A 19,029-nucleotide genomic window follows, 5' to 3' on the forward strand; every position below is an offset into this window, starting at 1 on the left:
TGGACAGTGTCATGACCGACTACATCATCGTGGGCGCCGGTCCGGCCGGCTGCGTTCTGGCCAACCGATTGAGCGAGGATCCGGCAAATTCGGTCCTGCTGCTGGAAGCCGGCGGCAAGGACTGGCATCCCTATATCCACATGCCTGCCGGCTTTGCCAAGATGACCAAGGGTATTGCTTCCTGGGGCTGGTCGACCGTGCCGCAGAGTCATATGAAGGACCGCGTCTTCTGGTACACGCAGGCTAAGGTGGTCGGCGGCGGCTCGTCCATCAATGCCCAGATCTACACGCGCGGCAACGCCCGCGACTACGACGACTGGGAGAAGGAAGAAGGCCTCGCCGGCTGGGGCTATCGCGATGTATTGCCCTATTTCAAGCGCGCTGAGAACAACCAGCGCTACGCCAACGATTTTCACGGTGACCAGGGCCCGCTCGGCGTCTCGAACCCGATTGCGCCGCTGCCGATCTGCGAGGCCTATTTCCGTGCCGGGCAGCAGATGGGCATCCCCTTCAACCCGGACTTCAACGGCGCTGCCCAAGAAGGCGTCGGCTATTACCAGCTGACCCAGAAGGATGCCCGGCGCTCGTCCGCTTCAGTCGCCTATTTGAGGCCGATCCGCGCCCGCAAGAACCTGACCGTCCGAACCGATGTGCTGGTGACGCGCATCGTCGTCCAGAAGGGCCGCGCCATCGGCGTCGAAATTGTCGACAGACCGGGCGGCGAGAAGAAAATCCTGCGCGCCGAGCGCGAGGTGATCGTCTCGTCCGGCGCCATCGGCTCGCCGAAACTCTTGATGCAGTCGGGCATCGGCCCCGCCGACCATCTGAAGTCGGTCGGCGTCACGCCGGTGCACGACCTGCCCGGCGTCGGCTCCAACATGCAGGACCATCTTGATCTGTTCGTCATCGCCGAATGTACGGGCGATCACACCTATGACAACTACGCCAAGCTGCACCGCACGGCCTGGGCCGGCCTGCAGTATCTGCTGCTGAAGAAAGGGCCGGTGGCCTCCAGCCTGTTCGAGACCGGCGGCTTCTGGTACGCCGACCCGACCGCCGCCTCGCCCGACATCCAGTTTCATCTCGGCTTGGGTTCCGGCATCGAAGCCGGCGTCGAGAAGCTGAAAAACCCTGGCGTCACCCTGAACTCGGCTTTCCTGCGTCCGCGTTCGCGCGGCACGGTGCGGCTGAAGAGTGCCGACCCGGCCGACCACCCGCTGATCGATCCGAACTATTGGTCCGATCCCTATGACCGCGCCATGTCGATCAAGGGGCTGCGGCTGGCCCGCGAGATCATGCGGCAGAAGGCGCTTGCCCCTTACGTGCTGCGCGAGGTGCTGCCCGGCCCGTCACTCGCCAGCGACGACGAGCTGTTCGACTATGCCTGCCGCAGTTCCAAGACCGACCACCATCCGGTCGGCACCTGCCGCATGGGCCATGATGATATGGCTGTCGTGACGCCGGATCTGCGGCTGCGCGGCATCGAGGGCCTGCGCGTCTGCGACGCCTCGGTGATGCCGCGCGTGCCTTCATCCAACACCAATGCGCCGACCATCATGGTCGGTGAAAAGGGCGCCGACCTGGTCCTTGGCCGCGAGCCGCTGCCGCCGGCGGTGTTTTCCGGAAACCGGGCTGCTTAGCCACTGAGGAGTAAGACATGATCAGGCACTGTGTTTTCGTCAAGCTGCGCAACGATGTCGACGCCACCGAGCGCACGGCGATCCATGCCGATCTCGAGGCGCTGCGACAGGTGATCGACGGCATGGACGCAGTAAAATTCAGCGCCAATGTCAGCCCGGAGCCGTTCGCACGCGGCTTCACCCACGGCTTCACCATCGATTTCCGCGATGCTGCCGCGCGCGATGCCTATCTTGTGCATGAAGCGCACCAGCGCGCCGGCGCGCGCCTGGTCGCTGCCCTGGAAGGCGGCACGGACGGACTGCTGGTGTTTGATCTCGAAATCTAAACCTACCCTCAAGCCACGATCGAGTTCATCGACAGATGGCACCGGTCGGTCTCATCGCACCTTCCGCCATTCCTGCGGGCGTTCGATCAAATGAGCCACGCGAAAACGTGACCACCGGTCTTCCCTGAACTGGCCGATAATTCCCCCCATCGATGATGATGGAGGAAGATTTGCCCCTTAATTCGCAGCAGAAGAAGACCGTCCTTGCCTCATTCCTGGGCTGGACGCTCGATGCTTTCGATTTCTTCCTTCTGACATTCCTGCTCACCGATATCGCGACCGAATTCCACGCCGACGTGCCCGCGGTCTCCAAGGCGCTGTTCCTGACCTTGGCGACACGCTTCATCGGCGCGTTCTTCTTCGGCATGCTTGCCGACAAATACGGGCGCAAGCCGATCCTCATGCTCAACATCGTCAGCTATTCGGTGATTGGCGCGCTGGCCGCCTTCTCGCCCAATCTCGGCATGTTCCTCGCCCTGCGTGCTTTGTTCGGCATCGCCATGGGCGGCGAATGGGGGCTTGGCAGTTCGCTGGCCATGGAGTCCATTCCGCCGAGCGCACGCGGCATGGTCTCCGGCATCCTGCAATGCGGCTATCCGGCCGGCTATCTGCTGGCGGCGGTGGTCTATGGTCTGCTCTATCAGCAGACGATCGGCGGCTACACGATCGGCTGGCGTGCCATGTTCCTGCTCAGCTTCGTGCCGGCGCTGATCGTGCTCTTCATCCGCTCGCATGTGCCGGAATCGCCGGCCTTCGTCGAAGCGCAGAAGACCGCGAGACCGGGCATGTGGGAAACCCTGCAGAAACACTGGGGCGTCGCGCTCTATGCCGTCGTGCTGATGATGTTCTTCAATTTCTTCAGCCATGGCACGCAGGATCTTTATCCGACCTTCCTGAAGAAGCAGCATGGCTTCGATCCGCATACGGTGAGCTGGATCACCATTGTCGCCAATATCGGCGCCATCGTCGGCGGCCTGGCCTTCGGCGCGCTGTCGGAGAAGATCGGCCGCGTCAACGCCATCACGCTGGCATGCCTGATCGCCTTGCCGTCCATCCCGCTATGGGCCTACTCGACCACGCCGTTCATGCTCGCCATCGGCGCCTTCGTCATGCAGGTCGCGGTCCAGGGTGCCTGGGGCGTCATCCCCGTGCACCTCAACGAGCTTTCGCCCGGCGCGGTGCGGGCGACCTTGCCCGGCTTTATCTATCAGGCGGGCAATCTCGCCGCGTCCTATGGCGGCCCCTATCAAGCAGGAATCGCTGAAAGCGCCGGAGGCAGCTATGGCTATGCCCTGGCGCTGTTCGCAGGCGTGGTCGCCGTCTGCATCATCATCGTCATCCGCTTCAGCCCGGAACGACGTGGCCAGGTGATGACGGTCCTGACCTGAGCGGCGCCTAACCAAGCCTCAGCGCGACGACGCCGGCCACGATGCTGAGCGCGGCAGCACCGCGCCAGCCGGTCATTTTTTCGCCGAGAGCGAAGACCGAGATCATCATGGCAAACAGGATCGAGGTTTCACGCAGCGATGCCACCGAAGCGATCGGCGCCTTGGTCATCGCCCACATGACGATCCAGTAGGCGGCACCGCTGAGCACGCCGGTGAACAGCCCTGCCTTCCAGTCGCGCGCCAGCACCGGCAGCGCCTTCGGCCCGCGGAAGATGAGGCACAGCACCAAGGCGCCAAAAGCATCGCAGATGAACAGCCAGGCTGCATAGCTCTGCGCGGTTGCCGCCAGCCGCGCGCCGCTACCGTCGGACAGCGTGTAGCTGGCGATGAAGATAGAGGTGCCCAGCGCGAAGCCGACCGCGCGCAGATTGAGCTTCTCCAGATGCGCGCCGCCGCGAAACGACATCACCAGCGTGCCGGCCGACAACAGGAAGATGCCGAGCATGGCGAACGGGCCGGGGATTTCGGCAACGACGAACATGCCTCCAAAGGCCGAGAGCAGAGGTGCTGTGCCCCGCGCCAGCGGATAGGTCTGTGCGAAATCGCCGGCCTTGTAGGCGCCGATCAGGAACGTCCGGTAGCCCATGTGGAAAATGACCGAGGCGATGATGTAGGGCCACACTTCCGCCTTCGGCACTTCGACGAAAGGCAGCACCACGAGGGCCGCAGCGCCCATGCCGAGCGTCATCAGCGTGATCGACAGGAAGCGGTCGAGATGGACCTTGACCAGCGCGTTCCAGATCGCGTGCATGGCGGCGGCGGCAAGCACTGCGAAGAAGACGAAAAGCGTCATGTGGCAATTCCGGGCGTTTCCAGGTCGATGTCGACCCGCAGCGGAAAATGATCCGACGCAACCTCGCCGATGTCGGCACTGATCGAACGCACCCGCCCGGCGAACATGCCGCCGACGAAACAATGGTCGAGCCGGCGCTTTGCCAGCTTGCCGTCGATGGTCTTCACATGGGTGTGGAAGTCCGGAACCGGCTCCCCGGCAACGGCGGCGGCATCGACGAAACCATCAAGATAGGCGGCACCCCGATGGTAGGGCGTGCTGCCGACGATGCGGCGATATTCGGCGCTGCCCGGCTCCGTGTTGAAATCACCCATCCAGATCGCCGCCAGCGGGTTTTCCGGTTCCGCTTCGCCGCTGGTCCAGTTGCGCGTGGGCTCGTCGTCGACGCCGCTCCACGGCCCGCCATCGGACGGTGCCCGGCGATGCTCGGCCAAGAGATAGTCGATCTGCTCCAGCCGCTCCTCGGCCGCGATGTGGGCGAGATGCAGCGACAACACCCGCACCGGCCCTGCCGGCGTGCGGATCATGCATTCAAGCGCGGCGTTGCGGGTGTTGAGCGGCCGCTGCGTGCGGCGCATCGGCAGCGCATGCAGCCGCGACCAGACGATCGGCAGTTTCGACAGCACCATGGTGCCGAACTGGCGGCGCCGATTGACCAGACGGCCGTCGCGCCTTTCGCTGGCATCCATGTCGAAGGCCGGGCCGTAAACCCAGTGATGTTCGGGCAGCAGACGGGAAAGCAGCTCCGGCTGATCATCGAAATTGCTGCGCTGCCAATTCCGCTCCACCTCTTGAAGCGCAATGATGTCGGCGCCGGCAACGATGCGCGCGGCGCGCGAAAGATCGTAGCGGCCGTCGCCGCCGAACCCGTACTGGATGTTGTAGCTGACCAGCTTCATTGCTTATCCGGCTCAATTTCGTGTTGGCAGTAGCGGTTCGATGCCACGGTTGCAATGTGCAGGAGAATGGACGTGGCTTGGACCAGCCTTGCTTCACCGGGATCATGCACCGATCCCGAAGCACTTCGGTATCTTCCGTGCGCCGGAAAACGGCGTGCGATGCCTTATGTATTCAGCGGCTGGAACCGGCCGGGTGGCGACGCCGCCAGTTCGGTCCAGTCGATCTCTTCCTCAAGGCGATGATAGGCTTCGTCGCCAATCGTCCCGTTGCGGCGCAATTCCTCCAGCGCGTCGCGCTGGCTCTTGATCGCATAAAGACGCAAGCGGTCATATTCGGTCGCTGCCTGGGCATCGTCGGGATTTTTGGCGATCTTGCGTTGAGCGGCATATTGCTCGCGCACCGCGGCCGCCGCGTCCGATGTCTTGCCGCCCAATATGTCGAGCGCGGCCTGCATGACCACGACGCGTGCCTGCGCAACCTCGCGGTCGACCGTTTCGTCAGGGTCGAGATTTAGCAGGCGCAGCAGCGGCTTCAGGCTCATGCCTTGCAGCACCAGCGTGCCGAGCACGACCGTGAAGGCAGCGAGCACGATCGGGTCGCGGGCCGGGAATTCAGCCGGCAGGGCGAATGCCGCCGCAAGCGTCACCAAACCGCGCATCCCGCACCAGCCGATCAGCACGCCGCCACGAAACGACGGAGCGTCACGCTGACGATCAGCTACGCCGAAGCGGCCAAACCACCTGATGATCGCGCCGCACCCCAGCACCCAGATGAGGCGTGAAACGATGACGATGGCAAGCACTGTTCCGGCCAGGACGAACACATCGGTTTGCCCCTGCCCGGCAAGCCGGCCGACGATCGTACGCGCCTGCAGGCCCATCAGCACGAAGGCCAGCACATTGAGCACGAAGACCGCCGTTTCCCAGACCGAATAAGAGCTGATGCGGTTTCTGGCCGGCATGCGGCGCGGCGCGGTGCGGGCGATCGTCATGGCATAGACGACGATGGTGATGATGGCCGAAAGGCCGAGCCTGTCGGCCAGGATCCAGACCCCGAATGTGCCGGCAAATTGCACCACGGTGCCGCTCGCCGGGTCCTCGATCCGGCCCAGCGTTATCAGAGACACCCGGCCAAGCAGGTAGCCGGCCGCAAGACTGCCGAGCGTGGAAAGCAGGATCATCGGAACGGCGCTGCTCAGCAGAATGGAACCTGCTGCCGCCGAAATCGCCATCCGGTAAATCAGCAACGCGGTGGCGTCGTTGAGCAGGCTCTCGCCCTGCAGAATGGCAGTGATGCGGTGCGGCACCTTGAACTGGCCAAGCACGGCCGATGCCGCAACCGCATCGGGCGGCGCCACGATGGCGCCAAGCGCTATGGCTGCGGCGATCGGCAGGCCTGCCATCGCCCAGCCGGCCAGCGCAACCGTCGCTGTCGTGAAAAGGACGGCGCCAAGCGCCAGCAGCACAAGCGGCACCCTGTAGCGGTTGAGATCGCGCAGCGAGGTATCATAGGCGGCATCGAGCAGCACCGGCGCGATGAACAGGGCTAGCGCCAGTTCCGGATCGATCTCTATGGTCGGGACGCCAGGCACGAAGGCGATGGCCACCCCTGCCAGCGCCAGCAAAGAGGGATAGGGAACCTGCACGCGCCGCGACAGCGCCGTCAGCGCAACGGCGATCAACAGCAGAACGAGTGTCAGTTCGAAAAGCGCCATGGCCTGTTATAGCCGGGAAGCGAGACGCTGGCAGTGGCAAAGCGGCTGGAAACTGTTGATTGGCCAGCAAGCTCGAGCCGATGGGAATATGCCTCGAATTGCCTTCCGCCGATGCCCTGCCAAATCGACAAATGCGCCGACCGCACTGACATCGAAATCACCGATAGAGGGCTCGCTTAAACCCTGCATTGCAGCCCATGCCACGCGGACGGAAGCATCCTCCCGTCTTCGCAGACCGGGATGCAGCCATTCATTTTGAACAAGCGCATCAGCCTAGTGAAGCACCAGCATATCGCTCGACGAGAACGAGATCTCGGCCTTTTCACCGACTGCGGGGGGCGGTGTCGCCGGGCTGTTGAAGGTGTCGAGCGAGACCGTGTTGCCGCCGATGCCGACACGAACCCGGATGACCGAGCCGAGGAAATGCACCTCGGATATCTCTCCCGAAAGGCTGGAATCGCGGCCGGGCTGTCGTCCGAGCGAGATTGCCTCAGGCCGCAACGCCAGCGACAGCGTGTCGCCTGACTTGGAACCGTTGAGCTTGCCCTTAAGCGAGACCTGTTCGGAATTGACCCGCACCGTGCCTGCAGCCGCATCGGTGACGGTGCCTTCCAGCACGTTCAGGGTGCCGACGAAATTGGCGACAAACTTGGTCGCCGGGCGGTTGTAGATCTCGAACGGCGTGCCGACCTGCTCGGCCTTCCCGCCATACATGACGGCGATGCGGTCGGAGATCGACAGCGCCTCTTCCTGGTCGTGCGTCACGAAAATGGTTGTGATGCCGAGCTTCTTCTGGATCGAGCGGATTTCCTCGCGCAGCGACACACGCACCTTGGCATCGAGCGCCGACAGCGGCTCGTCGAGCAGCAAGAGCTTCGGCTTCGGCGCGATGGCGCGGGCCAGCGCGATGCGTTGCTGCTGGCCGCCCGAGAGCTGGTAGGGATAGCGATCCGCCATCTGCGGCAGCTTGATGATGCCGAGCATCTCGGCGACGCGGGCATCGATATCGGCCCTCGGCATGCCGGCGACCTTCAGGCCGAAGCCGATATTCTGCGCCACGGTCAGGTTCGGGAACAGCGCATAGGCCTGGAACACCATGCCGACATTGCGCTGGTTGGGCTTCAGCCTCGTAATGTCCTTGCCGCCGACGACGATCGTGCCCGCGCTCGGCTCCTCGAAACCGGCGACCATGCGCAACACGGTGGTCTTGCCGCAACCGGACGGACCGAGGAAGGAGACGAATTCACCACGCTCGACGTCAAGATTGAAATCCTCCACGACCGTGGTGGCGCCGAAGGATTTTCGAACGTGCTGGATGGAGAGGAAGGGGTCGGCCATGGCGTTCTTCTTTCGATCAGTACTTTTCGATCAGTTGGGACGGTTCGCGGATCTCGGCGCGAAGCGGGACAGTATCTGGATCAGCGACATGCAGCCCCAGGTGATGGCGAAGGCGATGATGGCAAGTGCCGCCGGCTCATAGGCGCGGTTGGCACCAATATTCTGCAGATAAGGGCCGAAGGCAGGCCGGTTGAGCAGGCTGGCCATGGTGAATTCGCCGATGACGATGGCGAAGGTGAGGAAGGCGCCCGAGAGCACCGCGATCAGCACGTTGGGCAGGATGACACGGGTGATGATGGTGCCCCAGCCAGCCCCAAGGATCTGGGCCGCTTCCGTCAAAGTGCGCACGTCGATTGTGCGAAGCCCGGTGTCGACGGCGCGATACATATAGGGCAGCGCCAGTGTCGCATAGCCGATGACCAACAAGGCATTGGTGCCTGTATCGGTCGCCAGAAACGGCAGCGGCGAATTCGAACCGTACATTCTGATGTAGCCGAAGACGATGACGATGGCTGGGATAACCAGCGGCAGCAGGGTAATGAACTCGACGATCGGCCGCAATTGCGGCAGCCGAAGCCGGATCCAATAAGCGGCGGGCACCACGATCAGCACACCGAGAATGATGGTGAAAACGGCGGCCAGTACCGAATAGCCGAAGGTGGCCTGGAAACGGGCGTCGCCCAACACGACCTTGTAGGCGTCGAAGGAGTACTCCCCGCGCCGCATGCGCATCGAGAACTCCACGGTCGCGATCAGCGGGATGAAAAAGTAGGCCGCGCCAAGAGCGAAGACGAGCCAGGCCCAGAACTTTCCCGACTTCATTTCAGCCACCTCTCGGAACGGGTCCGGAACCAGATGTAGAACACATTGGCAAGACCGGTGATGACGATCATGCCGAAGGCGATGGCATAGCCGAGATGGGCATTGTGCAGCACATCTCCACGGATCTGTGCATAAAGCAGGATCGGCACGATGTTGAGCGACGAGCCGGTCAGCGCATAGGCGGTGGCGATGGCGCCGAAGGCGTTGGCGAACAACAGGATCACGGTGCCGAGGAAACTCGGCCAGATCACCGGAATGACCACCATGCGCCAGTACTGGGACATGGTCGCGCCCAGCGTCGCGGCTGCCTCGCCCCATTCCTTCTTCAGCCCGTCGATGGCTGGCACGATGATCACCACCATCAGCGGTATCTGGAAATAGACATAGGTCAGTGTCAGGCCCCAGAATGACAGGATGTTGAAGCCATGCGCGTAGATGTTAAGGCCGAACACGGTGTTCAGGATCACCGTCGCAAGGCCGAGGCGGCCGAGCGTGGCGAGGAAGGCAAAGGCCAGCGGCACGCCGGCAAAATTGGAGGCCACGCCGGAAAACGTCAGTGTCGCCGAACGTATCCAGTCCGGCAGGCCACCGCGCACGATGGCAATGGCAATCGCCAGGCCCGCGAATGCGCCAATCAGCGATGAAGCAAGACTGATCTTGATAGAAATCCAGTAGGCGGCAACGATGGACGGTTGCGCCAGCGCTGCGATGTTTTCGAGAGTGAATTCGCCGGCATCGTTCTGGAATGCACCCAGCATCAGATAGAGCGTGGGCAGGATGAGGAACATGATGGCGAAGATGAAGAACGGTGCAACGCCAAGCCACTGGGTCGGCAGCCGCATGCTGCGTGCCTCGGCGGGAGGCGCGGTCTTCCCGGTAACAGCGTGGTCGGACAATGAGATATCGGTCATGCGCCGGCTACCGTCTTCGAGAGAAGGACCGGGCGGCCGCGAGGCCGCCCGGCATGGTGTGAGTTACTTGACGTTGGCGCCGACGACGGCATCCCAGTTCTTGGTGATGGCTTCCTTGGACTTGCCCTGCTCGTCAAGCGTCGGGAACACGGCGGAAGCATAGGCTTCGGCCGGCGGCAGCTTGGCGAGGATGTCAGCCGGGATCTTGCCGTTCTTGGCGAGATCGTTGAAGCGGATCGGGTGGCAATAGCCTTTCAGCCAGCCGATCTGGCCTTCGTCCGAGTAGAGGTATTCGAGCCAGAGCTTGGCTGCATTCGGATGCGGCGCGTAGGCGCTGATCGCCTGCACATAGACACCGGCGACAACACCGGTCTTCGGCACGACGACGTCGACGGGCGGATTGCCCTTCAGCGTGTCGCGGCCGGCGAGCGCGTTGTAGTCCCAGGTGACGAGGATCGGGGTCTGGCCCTGGGCTAGCGTCGCGGCCTTGCCGATGACCGGCACGAAATTGCCGGCGGCATTGAGCTTCTTGAAGAAGTCGAGGCCCGCGGTGCCGGCAGCCTCACCGGCGGCGGCGCCTGACGACAGGCCGGCGGCATAAACCGCCTGGATCGCCTGGTTCGAGGCACGCGGATCACCGGCAAGGGCTACCGAGTTGGCGAATTCCGGCTTCAGCAGGTCGGCCCAGTCGGCCGGAGCTTCCTTGACGAGGTCCTTGTTCACCTGGAAGGAAAGCACGCCGTAATAGTCGCCGGTCCAGAAGCCTTCGGCATCCTTGGCGCTGTCGGGGATCGAGTCCCAGGTCGACACCTTGTAGGGCTGGATCAGGCCATCGGCCTTGGCGGTCGGACCGAAGGACAGGCCGACGTCGATGACGTCAGGCGCCTGCGGGCCCTTGTTATCTTTGTTGGCCTTGATCGCCTCGATCTCGTCGCCGGAACCGGCATCGGGATTGAGTTCGTTGACGGTGATTTCCGGATACTTCGCCTTGAAGCCGGCGATGACGTCGCCGTAACCGCACCAGTCATGCGGCAGCGCGATGGTGGTGAGCTGGCCTTCCGCCTTGGCGGCCTTGACGAGATCGTCCAGCGAATCCGCGGACGAAATCACCGTCGACGCGAAAAGCGCCGCGGCCGAAAGGGAAAGCACTTTCCCCGTGAATTTGAACATGTGTTCTCTCCGTTGAACTGACGCCGTTGGACGCCTGCGATGCGGTATCGTTTTCATGTGACAGCCAGATGAAAGCTTTGTGAAAGCGGCTGCTCGCAGTGCGAAAAAGTAAACTCTTTTTAACCTGATGTAGCAATCGCTTCGGGATTCTTTTTCCGGCTAACTAATTTCTGCCTTGCCCGTCATCCTCCCCCTTTGTTTTCATAGCCCCTTTTCAGATCACTTTGCGTGCGGAAAACGCCTCAGACCGTGCCGGCGATGGCGTTTTCGAGCAACGTCAGCGCCGCCTTTTTGGTCAGCTTGACCGGGTTGCCGCCGGCAGTCGGATCGACCACCGCCATGTCGGCGATCAGCGTCTTACGCTTCTTGTCCATGTCGAGCCCCTTGATAAGGCCGGGCAGTGCATGCGGCACCTTCAGTTCCTTGCGAAGCTTGATGATGGCTTTGGCGAAGCCGTCGAAGCCGCCCTTGATGCCGCAATAGGCGGCGAGCCGGCCAATACGCTCCTCGATGGAGTCCCGGTTGAAGGCCAGAACATAGGGCATGAACACCGCGTTGGTCATACCGTGATGGGTGTCGTAGAGCGCGCCGACAGGGTGCGAAAGCGAATGGATGGCACCGAGCCCTTTCTGGAAGGCGGTGGCGCCCATGGCAGCGGCGCTCATCATATGGGCGCGCGCAACGAGATCCCTGCCGTTGGCATAGGCCTTGGGCAGGTTCTCGAAGACCAGCCGGACACCTTCGACAGCAATGCCGTCGGCCATCGGATGGTAGCCGGGCGCGCAATAGGCTTCGAGGCAATGGGCCAGCGCATCCATGCCGGTACCGGCGGTGATGAAGCCCGGCATGCCGACCGAAAGCTCCGGATCGGCAATGACGATAGCCGGCAACAATTTGGGATGGAAGATGACCTTCTTGGTGTGCGTGGCCTCATTGGTGATGACGCCGGCGCGGCCAACCTCCGATCCGGTCCCGGCGGTGGTCGGCACGGCGATGATCGGCGCGATGGCATCCGAGTTGGCGCGCGTCCACCAGTCGTCGACATCCTCGAAATCCCACACCGGCCGCGTCTGCCCGGCCTGGAAGGCGATCAGCTTGCCAAGATCGAGCGCCGAGCCGCCGCCGAAGGCGATGACGCCGTCATGCTTGCCCTTCTTGAACACGGCGATGCCGGCGGTCAGGTTGGATTCGACCGGGTTCGGCCTGACCTCGGAGAAAACGCCGTAAGGGACCTTCGCATCGTCGAGGATCTTCAAGGTCGAGGCGACGACCGGCAGTTTCGCCAGGCCCGGATCGGTGACGAACAACGGCCGCTTGATGCCGGTGGCCGTCAATACCTCGGGCAATTCCTTGATGCGACCGGCGCCGAAGCGGACGGTGGTGGGATAGTTCCATTTGGAGATCAGCTTGGACATTTTTGTCTTTCAATAAATCAGATGGCTTCGCGCAGATGGAAAGATTTCGGCCGGGTCAGATTATCGTAGCCGATGGCCGACAAGCCCGCACCCTTGCCGGTGTCCTTGACGCCGGTCCAGACCAAGGCCGGGTCAAGATAGTCGCAGCGGTTCATGAACACCGTGCCGGTTTCGACGCGGTTGCCGATCGCCACCGCATGCTCGGTATCGCGCGTCCAGATCGAAGCGGTCAGCCCGTAGGGGCTGTCGTTCATCAGCGCGATCGCCTCTTCGTCGTTGCGCACCTTCATGATGCCGACGATCGGGCCAAAGCTTTCCTCACGCATGACGCTCATCTGATGGTCGACTTCTGTCAGCACTTCCGGCGCCAGATAGGGCGAACCCGCCTTGTCGTTAGCCACCTTCATATTGATGTGCGCCTTGGCACCCTTGCGCAGCGCTTCGGCCTTCTGTTCGCGGATCAGGTCGGCGAAGCGCGCCTGCGCCATCGGTCCCATCGTCGTCGCCTGGTCGAGCGGGTTGCCGACGACATAGTTCTTGGTCTCGGCGATGAAGCCTTCGACGAATTCGTCATAGACCTTCTCGTGCACGTAGACACGTTCGATGCCGCAGCAGCACTGGCCGGAATTGTAGAAGGCGCCGTCGACCAGATTGGCGACCGCATGGTCCATCTTGGCGTCGGGCAGCACATAGGCCGGATCCTTGCCGCCAAGTTCGAGGCCGAGCGTCATGAAGGTCCCGGCCGCGGCCTTTTCGATGGCACGGCCGCCGCCGACCGAACCGGTGAAATTGACATGGTCGATCTTGCCCGAGCCGAGCAGTTTCTCGGTCTGGGCATGGTTGAGCACGACATTCTGGAATACGCCCTTGGGCAGGCCCGCTTTGTCGAAAGCCTGCTGAAAGCGCTCGCCGACCAGCAGCGTCTGCGCCGCATGCTTGAGGACCACGGTGTTGCCGGCCATCAGCGCCGGCACGATGGTGTTGACGGCGGTGAGGTAGGGATAGTTCCACGGCGCGATCACCATGACCACGCCAAGCGGATCCTTCTTCACATAGCGACGGAAGCCGTCCTTCGGGTTGGAGGCCGGCACCGCCTTGAGCGCCGCCTCGGCGATCTCGACCATGTAGGTGGTGCGCTCCTTGACACCACCGAACTCGCCGCCATAACGCACCGGGCGCCCCATCTGCCAGGCGATCTCCGGCACGATCTCGTCGGTCATCGCGACCAGCGCTTCCAGCATGGCCAGCATAAACTTGCCGCGCTCGACGATCGGCGTCTCAGCCCACTTCTCCTGCGCCGCCTTGGCACGCTCGACCGCGGCGTTGATCGCTTGGTCGGTCGCGATCGGCCGCTCGGCATAGATCGAGCCATCGATGGGGGATATGAGTTTGACCGTTTCGGTCATTTTGGAAGTCCTCGCATTCTACAACAAAGTCTTGTGGGCTGACGCTGCCCCTAATCCGCCTGCCGGCACCCCTCCCCGCATAGTGACGGGGAGAAGGATGGAGCTCCAGCGTCTTCGCCTCCTCTCCGTTTTCTTCACACGGAGAGGAAGGGTAAGGGACGGCGCCGACGGCGCCGACGAACAGTCGATAACTAGTACCGCTCGAACCCTCTGTGCAGTTCCCAATCTGTAATGCGGCGGTCGTATTCGAACTGCTCCCACTTTGCGGTGTGGACATAGTGTTCGAGCACATCCTCGCCGAGCGCCTGCTTGAGCATCTTCGACTTCGCCAGCGTGTCGGTGGCATCGCGCAGCGTCTTCGGGATCTCCGGCAGGCGAGATGCCTGATAGGCATCGCCGACGAACGGCTTCTGCAATTCCAGCTTTTCGTGGATGCCGGCAAGGCCGGCGGCGATCAGCGCTGCGAACGCAAGATACGGATTCAGATCGGCGCCGCCGATGCGGCATTCCATGCGGATGCCCTTGGTGCCCTCGCCGCACAGGCGGAAGCCGGCGGTACGGTTGTCCTCGCTCCACATGATCTTAGTCGGCGCGAAGGTGCCGGCCTGGAAGCGCTTGTAGGAGTTGATATAGGGCGCCAGGAACCAGGTGAATTCCTTGGCGTATTTGAGCTGGCCGGCGGCCCATTGCTGGCCAAGCGTCGACAGCGTCCAGTCGGCCGTCTTGTCGAAGAACAGCGGTGTCTTGCCGTCGGCGCTCCACAGCGAATTGTGGATGTGGCTGGAATTGCCGGCGAGCCCGTAATTATACTTGGACATGAACGAAATCGCCTTGCCCTCGGACTCGGCGATTTCCTTGGCGCCGTTCTTCAGGATGACGTGGCGGTCGGCCATGTCGAGCGCCTCGGCATAGCGCACATTGATCTCTTCCTGGCCCGGACCCCACTCGCCCTTGGAATTTTCGATCGGGATGCCGGCCGCTTCCATCTCATTGCGAAGCCGGCGCATGACGCCTTCTTCCTTGGTGGTGATGCCGATCTGGTAGTCGCCGATATAGGGCGATGCGGTGTCGAGACCCTGCCAGTGCTTCTTTCGGGCAGAATCGTATGTCTCGTTGAACAGATAGAATTCGAGCTCGGAAGCGAAATAGCCGATATAGCCGCGCTCGCTCAGCCGCTTGACCTGCTTCTTGAGGATGGCGCGCGGCGAGTGCGGCAGGTCATCATGGGTGTGGTGGTCGAGCACGTCGCAGATCACGAGTGCGGTCTTTTCCAGCCAGGGAATGCGCCGCAGCGTGGCGAGATCCGGCTTCATGACGAAATCGCCATAGCCCTTCGACCAGCTCGCGGCCTTGTAGCCCGGCACCGGTTCCATATCGATGTCGGCCGCCAGCAGATAGTTGCAGCCATGCGTTTCGTCATGCGCGGAATCGATGAAGTACTGCGCCAGGAAGCGTTTTCCCGCCAACCGTCCCTGCATGTCGACGATGCAGGCCAGCACGGTGTCGATCTCACCGCTGGAGACCGCTTTCTTCAACTGATCGAACGAGAAATTTCCGGCCATTCCTTTGGCACTCCAGCACTTGTCGATTGAAAGGGATAAACGTAGCCATGGCCGGCGCGAGGCCGGCCATGGCCATATAGGGCGATATCAGGCGCCAGCTTCGCCGATAGCCACCTCGGCTGCCCTGATCGCGGCCTGGCGTTTGGCAATCTGGTCACCGATCGGCGGACCCTGGAAGCGGCGATTCTCGAAACCGAACCAAAGCACGGCGGTCAGCAAGATGAAGCCTATGGTGATGTAAAGCACCTTGTCGTTCGGCGGCTGGATGGCGATGTAGAAGATGATCACCATGCCGACAATCGACAGCGCACAGAAGAGCTTGAACAGTCCGGCGCCCAGGTTCCACGGGCCAGGATTGGGCCACTTGGCCGTGCCGAATGCGACCATGCCGAGTGCGATCGGGATGGTGAACGACAGGAACAGGAACACCAGCGTCGAATTGACGACGATGGTGTAGATGTTGGTGCCGCCGATCGAAATAAACTGGGCAAGGAACACATAAAGGATCTCGAGGATCGCGGCCGTCCAGATCGCATTGACCGGCGTGCGCCAGGTCGGGTTGACCTTGGCGAGAGCCGCGGAGCCAACAGGCATGCCGCCGTCGCGAGAGAAGGCGAACAGCATGCGCGAAGCCGAGGTCACGGTGGCGAGGCCGCAGAGGAATTGCGAGATCAGGATTGCAAAATAAAGCAGTTCCTTCAGCCACACCGGCAGGATTGCATCCATTGTCGAGAAGAATACGCTCCATCCCTGCTTGGCGCCGGCAGCCAGGTCCGGGATCGCGAGAACGATTGCGCACAGCATCACCCAGCCGATCAGCGACGACCACAGCACCGACGAAACGATCGCCCGCGGGACGGAGTGTGCTGCCTTGACGGTCTCCTCGGAGGTGTGGGCCGAGGCGTCATAGCCGGTGATGGTATAGACGGGCAGAAGCAGGCAGAGCAGGAACAGGTAGCTCATGGAGTCGGTTTGCGGAAAAACACCGCCGCCCGCATCGCCTGAATAGTTGGTGAACGTCCACAGCCGGCTGATGTCGATTGCCGGTGCGAACACCAGGCAGGCCACGATCAGCACTGCTGTTGCGCCCAGGATAAGAAAGCCCGAAGCATCGGTGAGCATTGCCGTCAGTTTGATGCCGAAATGGTTGAACAGCGCCTGCAGCACGGTGATGAAGGCGACGAACCCGACGATTTCGCCCGGCGTGCCGGTGATGCCAAACCAGCTTCCGAACGTTCCAACGAAGAAGAAAGCGGTGCCGATGTTGATGGCGCCGAGCACGGTGATCAGGCCGAACAGGTTTAGCCAGGCCGTCAGCCAGCCGGTGAAGCGGTTGCCGAGGATCGACGACCAGTGATAGAGGCCGCCGGCGGTCGGAAATGCCGAGGCGATCTGCGCCATGGCAAGGGCGAAGAAGCCCGACACGCAGCAGCCGACGATCCAGCCGATGCCCGCACCTGCGCCGCCGATCGACGATGTGGCTTGCGCGAAGGAGTTGATGCCGCCCGAAAGGATGCAGATGATCGAGAACGATATCGCGAAATTCGAGAAGCGGCTCATGCTTCGCGACAGTTCCTGGGCATAGCCCATGCCATGGAGAACCTTCAGGTCCTCCTTCTTGTCAACGTCCGTATAATCCGGTCCTGCCATTTTCATTCCCCTGTGGTTCTAATTGGCCGATTGAACTGACTTTCCGACTGAATGCGATCTGGAATATCCGGCCTCCTCTGGCTCCAGATCCGAAAAAATGCCCGTGAGCAGATCCGCCCATTTCCGCTGCCCGGTCTCGCCGGCGATTTCGTCGTTGCGGATTTCGATCATCGCGCAGGGCAGGCCGCGCGAGCGCGCATGCCGTTCCAGCGTGAAATAGACGCGGTCATCAGGCGAATAAGGCTCGTTGACGCCGACGGTGACGCCGGCAAGCCGCTTCAGCGCCGATATCAGCGGCGCCGCCAGCCGGCGATCCTCGTCGTGGATGATGCCGATATGCCAGGGCCGGCTCATGGACTTGTAGACCGGCGTGAAGGAGTGGACCGAAACCAGCCGGGTTTGCTGACCCTGTGACAGCCTGTTGTCGATGATACCGGCAATCGTGTTGTGGAACGGCTGCCATGACAGGGCAACACGCGCCGCCCGCTCGCTCTCCGACAGGCCGGCATTGCCCGGTATGGCCGTTGTCTCACTGACCGGCGGTACCAGGTCGGGCGCGTCGAGTGGCCGGTTGCAGTCGATGACAAGGCGAGAAATACGAGTTTCCACCAGCGTCGCGTCGAGCGCCTGCGCCATGCGGCGGGCAACCGGCAGCGCGCCGGGATCCCAGGCGATGTGACGGGACAGGTCCTCGGCGGCAAGGCCGAGCGTACCGAATTCGGCCGGCAGGAAGTTCGAGGCGTGATCGCAAGTCAGCACGAAAGGGCTCGATCCGCCGGGGTTCGTCACCCTTACGGTATCAGACGATGCAAGGCTGGCGGGCCGTGCTTTCTCCATACTGTGCCGTCCCCGGGGAGCGCTGTATCGTATGTTACGTATTTTGCCTCATTGCGTCCCTGTGGATGATTTCATACAGTTTGTCCGGCTTTGTCAAATGCGATCTCGGAAAAGGCCTTCGGCCGGGCCAGGGGTGGGGAAAACATGATTTCCAGCATTGCCGAACTGATCGCCGATCGCCTCGGCACGATGCCGGCCGGCGAACGGCGCGCGGCCCAGACACTGATCGCCAACTATCCGATGATCGGCCTGAAAACGGTCGCTGAATTCTCGGCCGCGGCGGGCGTCTCCTCGCCGACGATCCTGCGTTTCGTCGCCCGGCTGGGTTTTCAGAACTATCCGGAATTCCAGTCGAGCCTGCAGGACGAACTGGCGGCGCAACTGCAATCGCCGGCGACAAGGACGCTCAATCCGCCCTCGCCTGGTGGTGGGACGGTGTCGCCGATGCTGGAAGCGACGCTCGACAACATGCGCGAGACGTTCAGACACCTGTCCGACAGGCAGCTTGCCGACATCGCCGCCCGGCTAGCGGACCGGCGCGGCAAGACCTTCCTGATCGGCGGCCGCTTCACCGATCCGCTGGCGCGCTACATGGCCGCCCACCTCGCTGTCATCCAGCCGGATGTCTTTCACCTCGCCGGGCAGGAGAGCATGTGGCGCGACCGATTGATCGACATGGGCAAGCGCGACGTGCTGGTGATCTTCGACATCAGGCGCTACCAGGACAGCCTCGTCCGCTTCGCCGAAAAGGCGCATCAGCGTGGCGTCCAGATCGTGCTGTTCACCGACCAGTGGCTGTCGCCGATCGCCCGCTTTGCTCGTCATGTTATCGCCGGACGAACCGCGGTGCCGTCGGCATGGGACTCTTCGGCTGCCCTTTTCGTCGTCGCCGAAACGCTGATCGGCGCCGTCACCAGGCAACTGGAAGCAGAAGGCGCCAAACGCATTCGCGAGATGGAAAGTCTGCGTTAGTGCCTGTGTGATGATCCAAAGCGTTATGCATATTTTCTCAACGTTACATATATTTAATGTGCGCAGCCCCCGGAGAATTGTCATAAAGACGCGATATCGAGGCGGCTTCTTTGCCTTACAATAGC

16 protein-coding genes are annotated in these 19,029 nt (G+C 62.3%); 4 read left to right on the top strand and 12 right to left on the bottom strand.

Going from position 1 to position 19,029, the window contains the following annotated elements; all coding sequences use genetic code 11:
* The first annotated feature begins 11 nt into the window (after nt 1-11).
* The 3 genes from NKI69_RS18075 to NKI69_RS18085 all read left to right on the top strand — a co-directional run bounded on the left by NKI69_RS18075 (nt 12) and on the right by NKI69_RS18085 (nt 3,354).
* Complete coding sequence (locus NKI69_RS18075) at nt 12-1,640, top strand: GMC family oxidoreductase (protein ID WP_023810092.1); 1,629 nt, start codon at nt 12-14, stop codon at nt 1,638-1,640.
* A 17-nt stretch (nt 1,641-1,657) separates the two neighbouring features.
* Nucleotides 1,658-1,966, top strand: coding sequence for a Dabb family protein (locus tag NKI69_RS18080; RefSeq protein ID WP_023810093.1), 309 nt, complete (start codon nt 1,658-1,660; stop codon nt 1,964-1,966).
* Nucleotides 1,967-2,118: 152 nt separating this feature from the next.
* Nucleotides 2,119-3,354 (top strand): MFS transporter, encoded by a 1,236-nt coding sequence (locus NKI69_RS18085; RefSeq protein WP_128303140.1) that lies wholly within the window; start codon nt 2,119-2,121, stop codon nt 3,352-3,354.
* Nucleotides 3,355-3,361: 7 nt separating this feature from the next.
* Here the strand turns inward: NKI69_RS18085 and NKI69_RS18090 are convergent, their stop codons facing one another.
* The 12 genes from NKI69_RS18090 to NKI69_RS18145 all read right to left on the bottom strand — a co-directional run bounded on the left by NKI69_RS18090 (nt 3,362) and on the right by NKI69_RS18145 (nt 17,932).
* Complete coding sequence (locus tag NKI69_RS18090; protein ID WP_013529691.1) at nt 3,362-4,207, bottom strand: EamA family transporter; 846 nt, start codon at nt 4,205-4,207, stop codon at nt 3,362-3,364.
* Nucleotides 4,204-5,106 carry an endonuclease/exonuclease/phosphatase family protein gene (locus NKI69_RS18095; RefSeq protein WP_352722265.1) on the bottom strand — a complete coding sequence of 301 codons (903 nt, stop codon included), beginning with the start codon at nt 5,104-5,106 and terminating at the stop codon, nt 4,204-4,206. Before NKI69_RS18095 ends, NKI69_RS18090 begins: the two co-directional genes overlap by 4 nt.
* A gap of 164 nt (nt 5,107-5,270) precedes the next feature.
* The gene (locus NKI69_RS18100; RefSeq protein WP_352722267.1) at nt 5,271-6,821 is read right to left on the bottom strand and encodes a cation:proton antiporter; all 1,551 of its coding nucleotides are present in this window, start codon (nt 6,819-6,821) and stop codon (nt 5,271-5,273) included.
* Nucleotides 6,822-7,094: 273 nt separating this feature from the next.
* On the bottom strand, nt 7,095-8,159 hold the full coding sequence (locus NKI69_RS18105; RefSeq protein WP_023810097.1) for an ABC transporter ATP-binding protein: 1,065 nt from the start codon (nt 8,157-8,159) through the stop codon (nt 7,095-7,097).
* Between the two features lie 30 nt (nt 8,160-8,189).
* Nucleotides 8,190-8,981 (bottom strand): ABC transporter permease, encoded by a 792-nt coding sequence (locus NKI69_RS18110; protein ID WP_023759707.1) that lies wholly within the window; start codon nt 8,979-8,981, stop codon nt 8,190-8,192.
* On the bottom strand, nt 8,978-9,892 hold the full coding sequence (locus NKI69_RS18115) for an ABC transporter permease (protein ID WP_023810098.1): 915 nt from the start codon (nt 9,890-9,892) through the stop codon (nt 8,978-8,980). Before NKI69_RS18115 ends, NKI69_RS18110 begins: the two co-directional genes overlap by 4 nt.
* A 63-nt stretch (nt 9,893-9,955) precedes the next feature.
* The gene (locus NKI69_RS18120) at nt 9,956-11,062 is read right to left on the bottom strand and encodes an ABC transporter substrate-binding protein (RefSeq protein ID WP_127290572.1); all 1,107 of its coding nucleotides are present in this window, start codon (nt 11,060-11,062) and stop codon (nt 9,956-9,958) included.
* Nucleotides 11,063-11,304: 242 nt separating this feature from the next.
* The gene (locus tag NKI69_RS18125) at nt 11,305-12,477 is read right to left on the bottom strand and encodes an iron-containing alcohol dehydrogenase (RefSeq protein WP_352440920.1); all 1,173 of its coding nucleotides are present in this window, start codon (nt 12,475-12,477) and stop codon (nt 11,305-11,307) included.
* 17 nt (nt 12,478-12,494) lie between these two features.
* Nucleotides 12,495-13,883, bottom strand: coding sequence for an aldehyde dehydrogenase family protein (locus NKI69_RS18130; protein ID WP_023810101.1), 1,389 nt, complete (start codon nt 13,881-13,883; stop codon nt 12,495-12,497).
* A 191-nt stretch (nt 13,884-14,074) separates the two neighbouring features.
* Nucleotides 14,075-15,445: a glutamine synthetase family protein gene (locus NKI69_RS18135; RefSeq protein WP_023810102.1), complete on the bottom strand. Its 1,371-nt coding sequence runs from the start codon at nt 15,443-15,445 to the stop codon at nt 14,075-14,077.
* A gap of 87 nt (nt 15,446-15,532) precedes the next feature.
* On the bottom strand, nt 15,533-17,095 hold the full coding sequence (locus NKI69_RS18140; protein WP_023810103.1) for an amino acid permease: 1,563 nt from the start codon (nt 17,093-17,095) through the stop codon (nt 15,533-15,535).
* A gap of 18 nt (nt 17,096-17,113) precedes the next feature.
* Nucleotides 17,114-17,932 carry an N-formylglutamate amidohydrolase gene (locus NKI69_RS18145; RefSeq protein ID WP_023810104.1) on the bottom strand — a complete coding sequence of 273 codons (819 nt, stop codon included), beginning with the start codon at nt 17,930-17,932 and terminating at the stop codon, nt 17,114-17,116.
* Between the two features lie 144 nt (nt 17,933-18,076).
* Here NKI69_RS18145 and NKI69_RS18150 point away from each other — a divergent pair, with 144 nt between their 5' ends.
* Complete coding sequence (locus tag NKI69_RS18150) at nt 18,077-18,904, top strand: MurR/RpiR family transcriptional regulator (protein ID WP_023810105.1); 828 nt, start codon at nt 18,077-18,079, stop codon at nt 18,902-18,904.
* Nucleotides 18,905-19,029: the final 125 nt, after the last annotated feature.

It is taken from the genome of Mesorhizobium sp. M0491, from assembly GCF_040321265.1.
In the GTDB taxonomy this organism is placed as follows: domain Bacteria; phylum Pseudomonadota; class Alphaproteobacteria; order Rhizobiales; family Rhizobiaceae; genus Mesorhizobium.

Coding starts and splice junctions, on each gene's coding strand:
- NKI69_RS18080 (WP_023810093.1), top strand. CDS start 1,658: ATGATCAGGCACTGTGTTTTCGTCAAGCTGCGCAACGATGTCGACGCC.
- NKI69_RS18100 (WP_352722267.1), bottom strand. CDS start 6,821: ATGGCGCTTTTCGAACTGACACTCGTTCTGCTGTTGATCGCCGTTGCG.
- NKI69_RS18105 (WP_023810097.1), bottom strand. CDS start 8,159: ATGGCCGACCCCTTCCTCTCCATCCAGCACGTTCGAAAATCCTTCGGC.
- NKI69_RS18120 (WP_127290572.1), bottom strand. CDS start 11,062: ATGTTCAAATTCACGGGGAAAGTGCTTTCCCTTTCGGCCGCGGCGCTT.
- NKI69_RS18110 (WP_023759707.1), bottom strand. CDS start 8,981: ATGAAGTCGGGAAAGTTCTGGGCCTGGCTCGTCTTCGCTCTTGGCGCG.
- NKI69_RS18125 (WP_352440920.1), bottom strand. CDS start 12,477: ATGTCCAAGCTGATCTCCAAATGGAACTATCCCACCACCGTCCGCTTC.
- NKI69_RS18085 (WP_128303140.1), top strand. CDS start 2,119: ATGATGATGGAGGAAGATTTGCCCCTTAATTCGCAGCAGAAGAAGACC.
- NKI69_RS18140 (WP_023810103.1), bottom strand. CDS start 17,095: ATGGCAGGACCGGATTATACGGACGTTGACAAGAAGGAGGACCTGAAG.
- NKI69_RS18135 (WP_023810102.1), bottom strand. CDS start 15,445: ATGGCCGGAAATTTCTCGTTCGATCAGTTGAAGAAAGCGGTCTCCAGC.
- NKI69_RS18115 (WP_023810098.1), bottom strand. CDS start 9,892: ATGACCGATATCTCATTGTCCGACCACGCTGTTACCGGGAAGACCGCG.
- NKI69_RS18090 (WP_013529691.1), bottom strand. CDS start 4,207: ATGACGCTTTTCGTCTTCTTCGCAGTGCTTGCCGCCGCCGCCATGCAC.
- NKI69_RS18130 (WP_023810101.1), bottom strand. CDS start 13,883: ATGACCGAAACGGTCAAACTCATATCCCCCATCGATGGCTCGATCTAT.
- NKI69_RS18095 (WP_352722265.1), bottom strand. CDS start 5,106: ATGAAGCTGGTCAGCTACAACATCCAGTACGGGTTCGGCGGCGACGGC.
- NKI69_RS18145 (WP_023810104.1), bottom strand. CDS start 17,932: ATGGAGAAAGCACGGCCCGCCAGCCTTGCATCGTCTGATACCGTAAGG.
- NKI69_RS18075 (WP_023810092.1), top strand. CDS start 12: ATGACCGACTACATCATCGTGGGCGCCGGTCCGGCCGGCTGCGTTCTG.
- NKI69_RS18150 (WP_023810105.1), top strand. CDS start 18,077: ATGATTTCCAGCATTGCCGAACTGATCGCCGATCGCCTCGGCACGATG.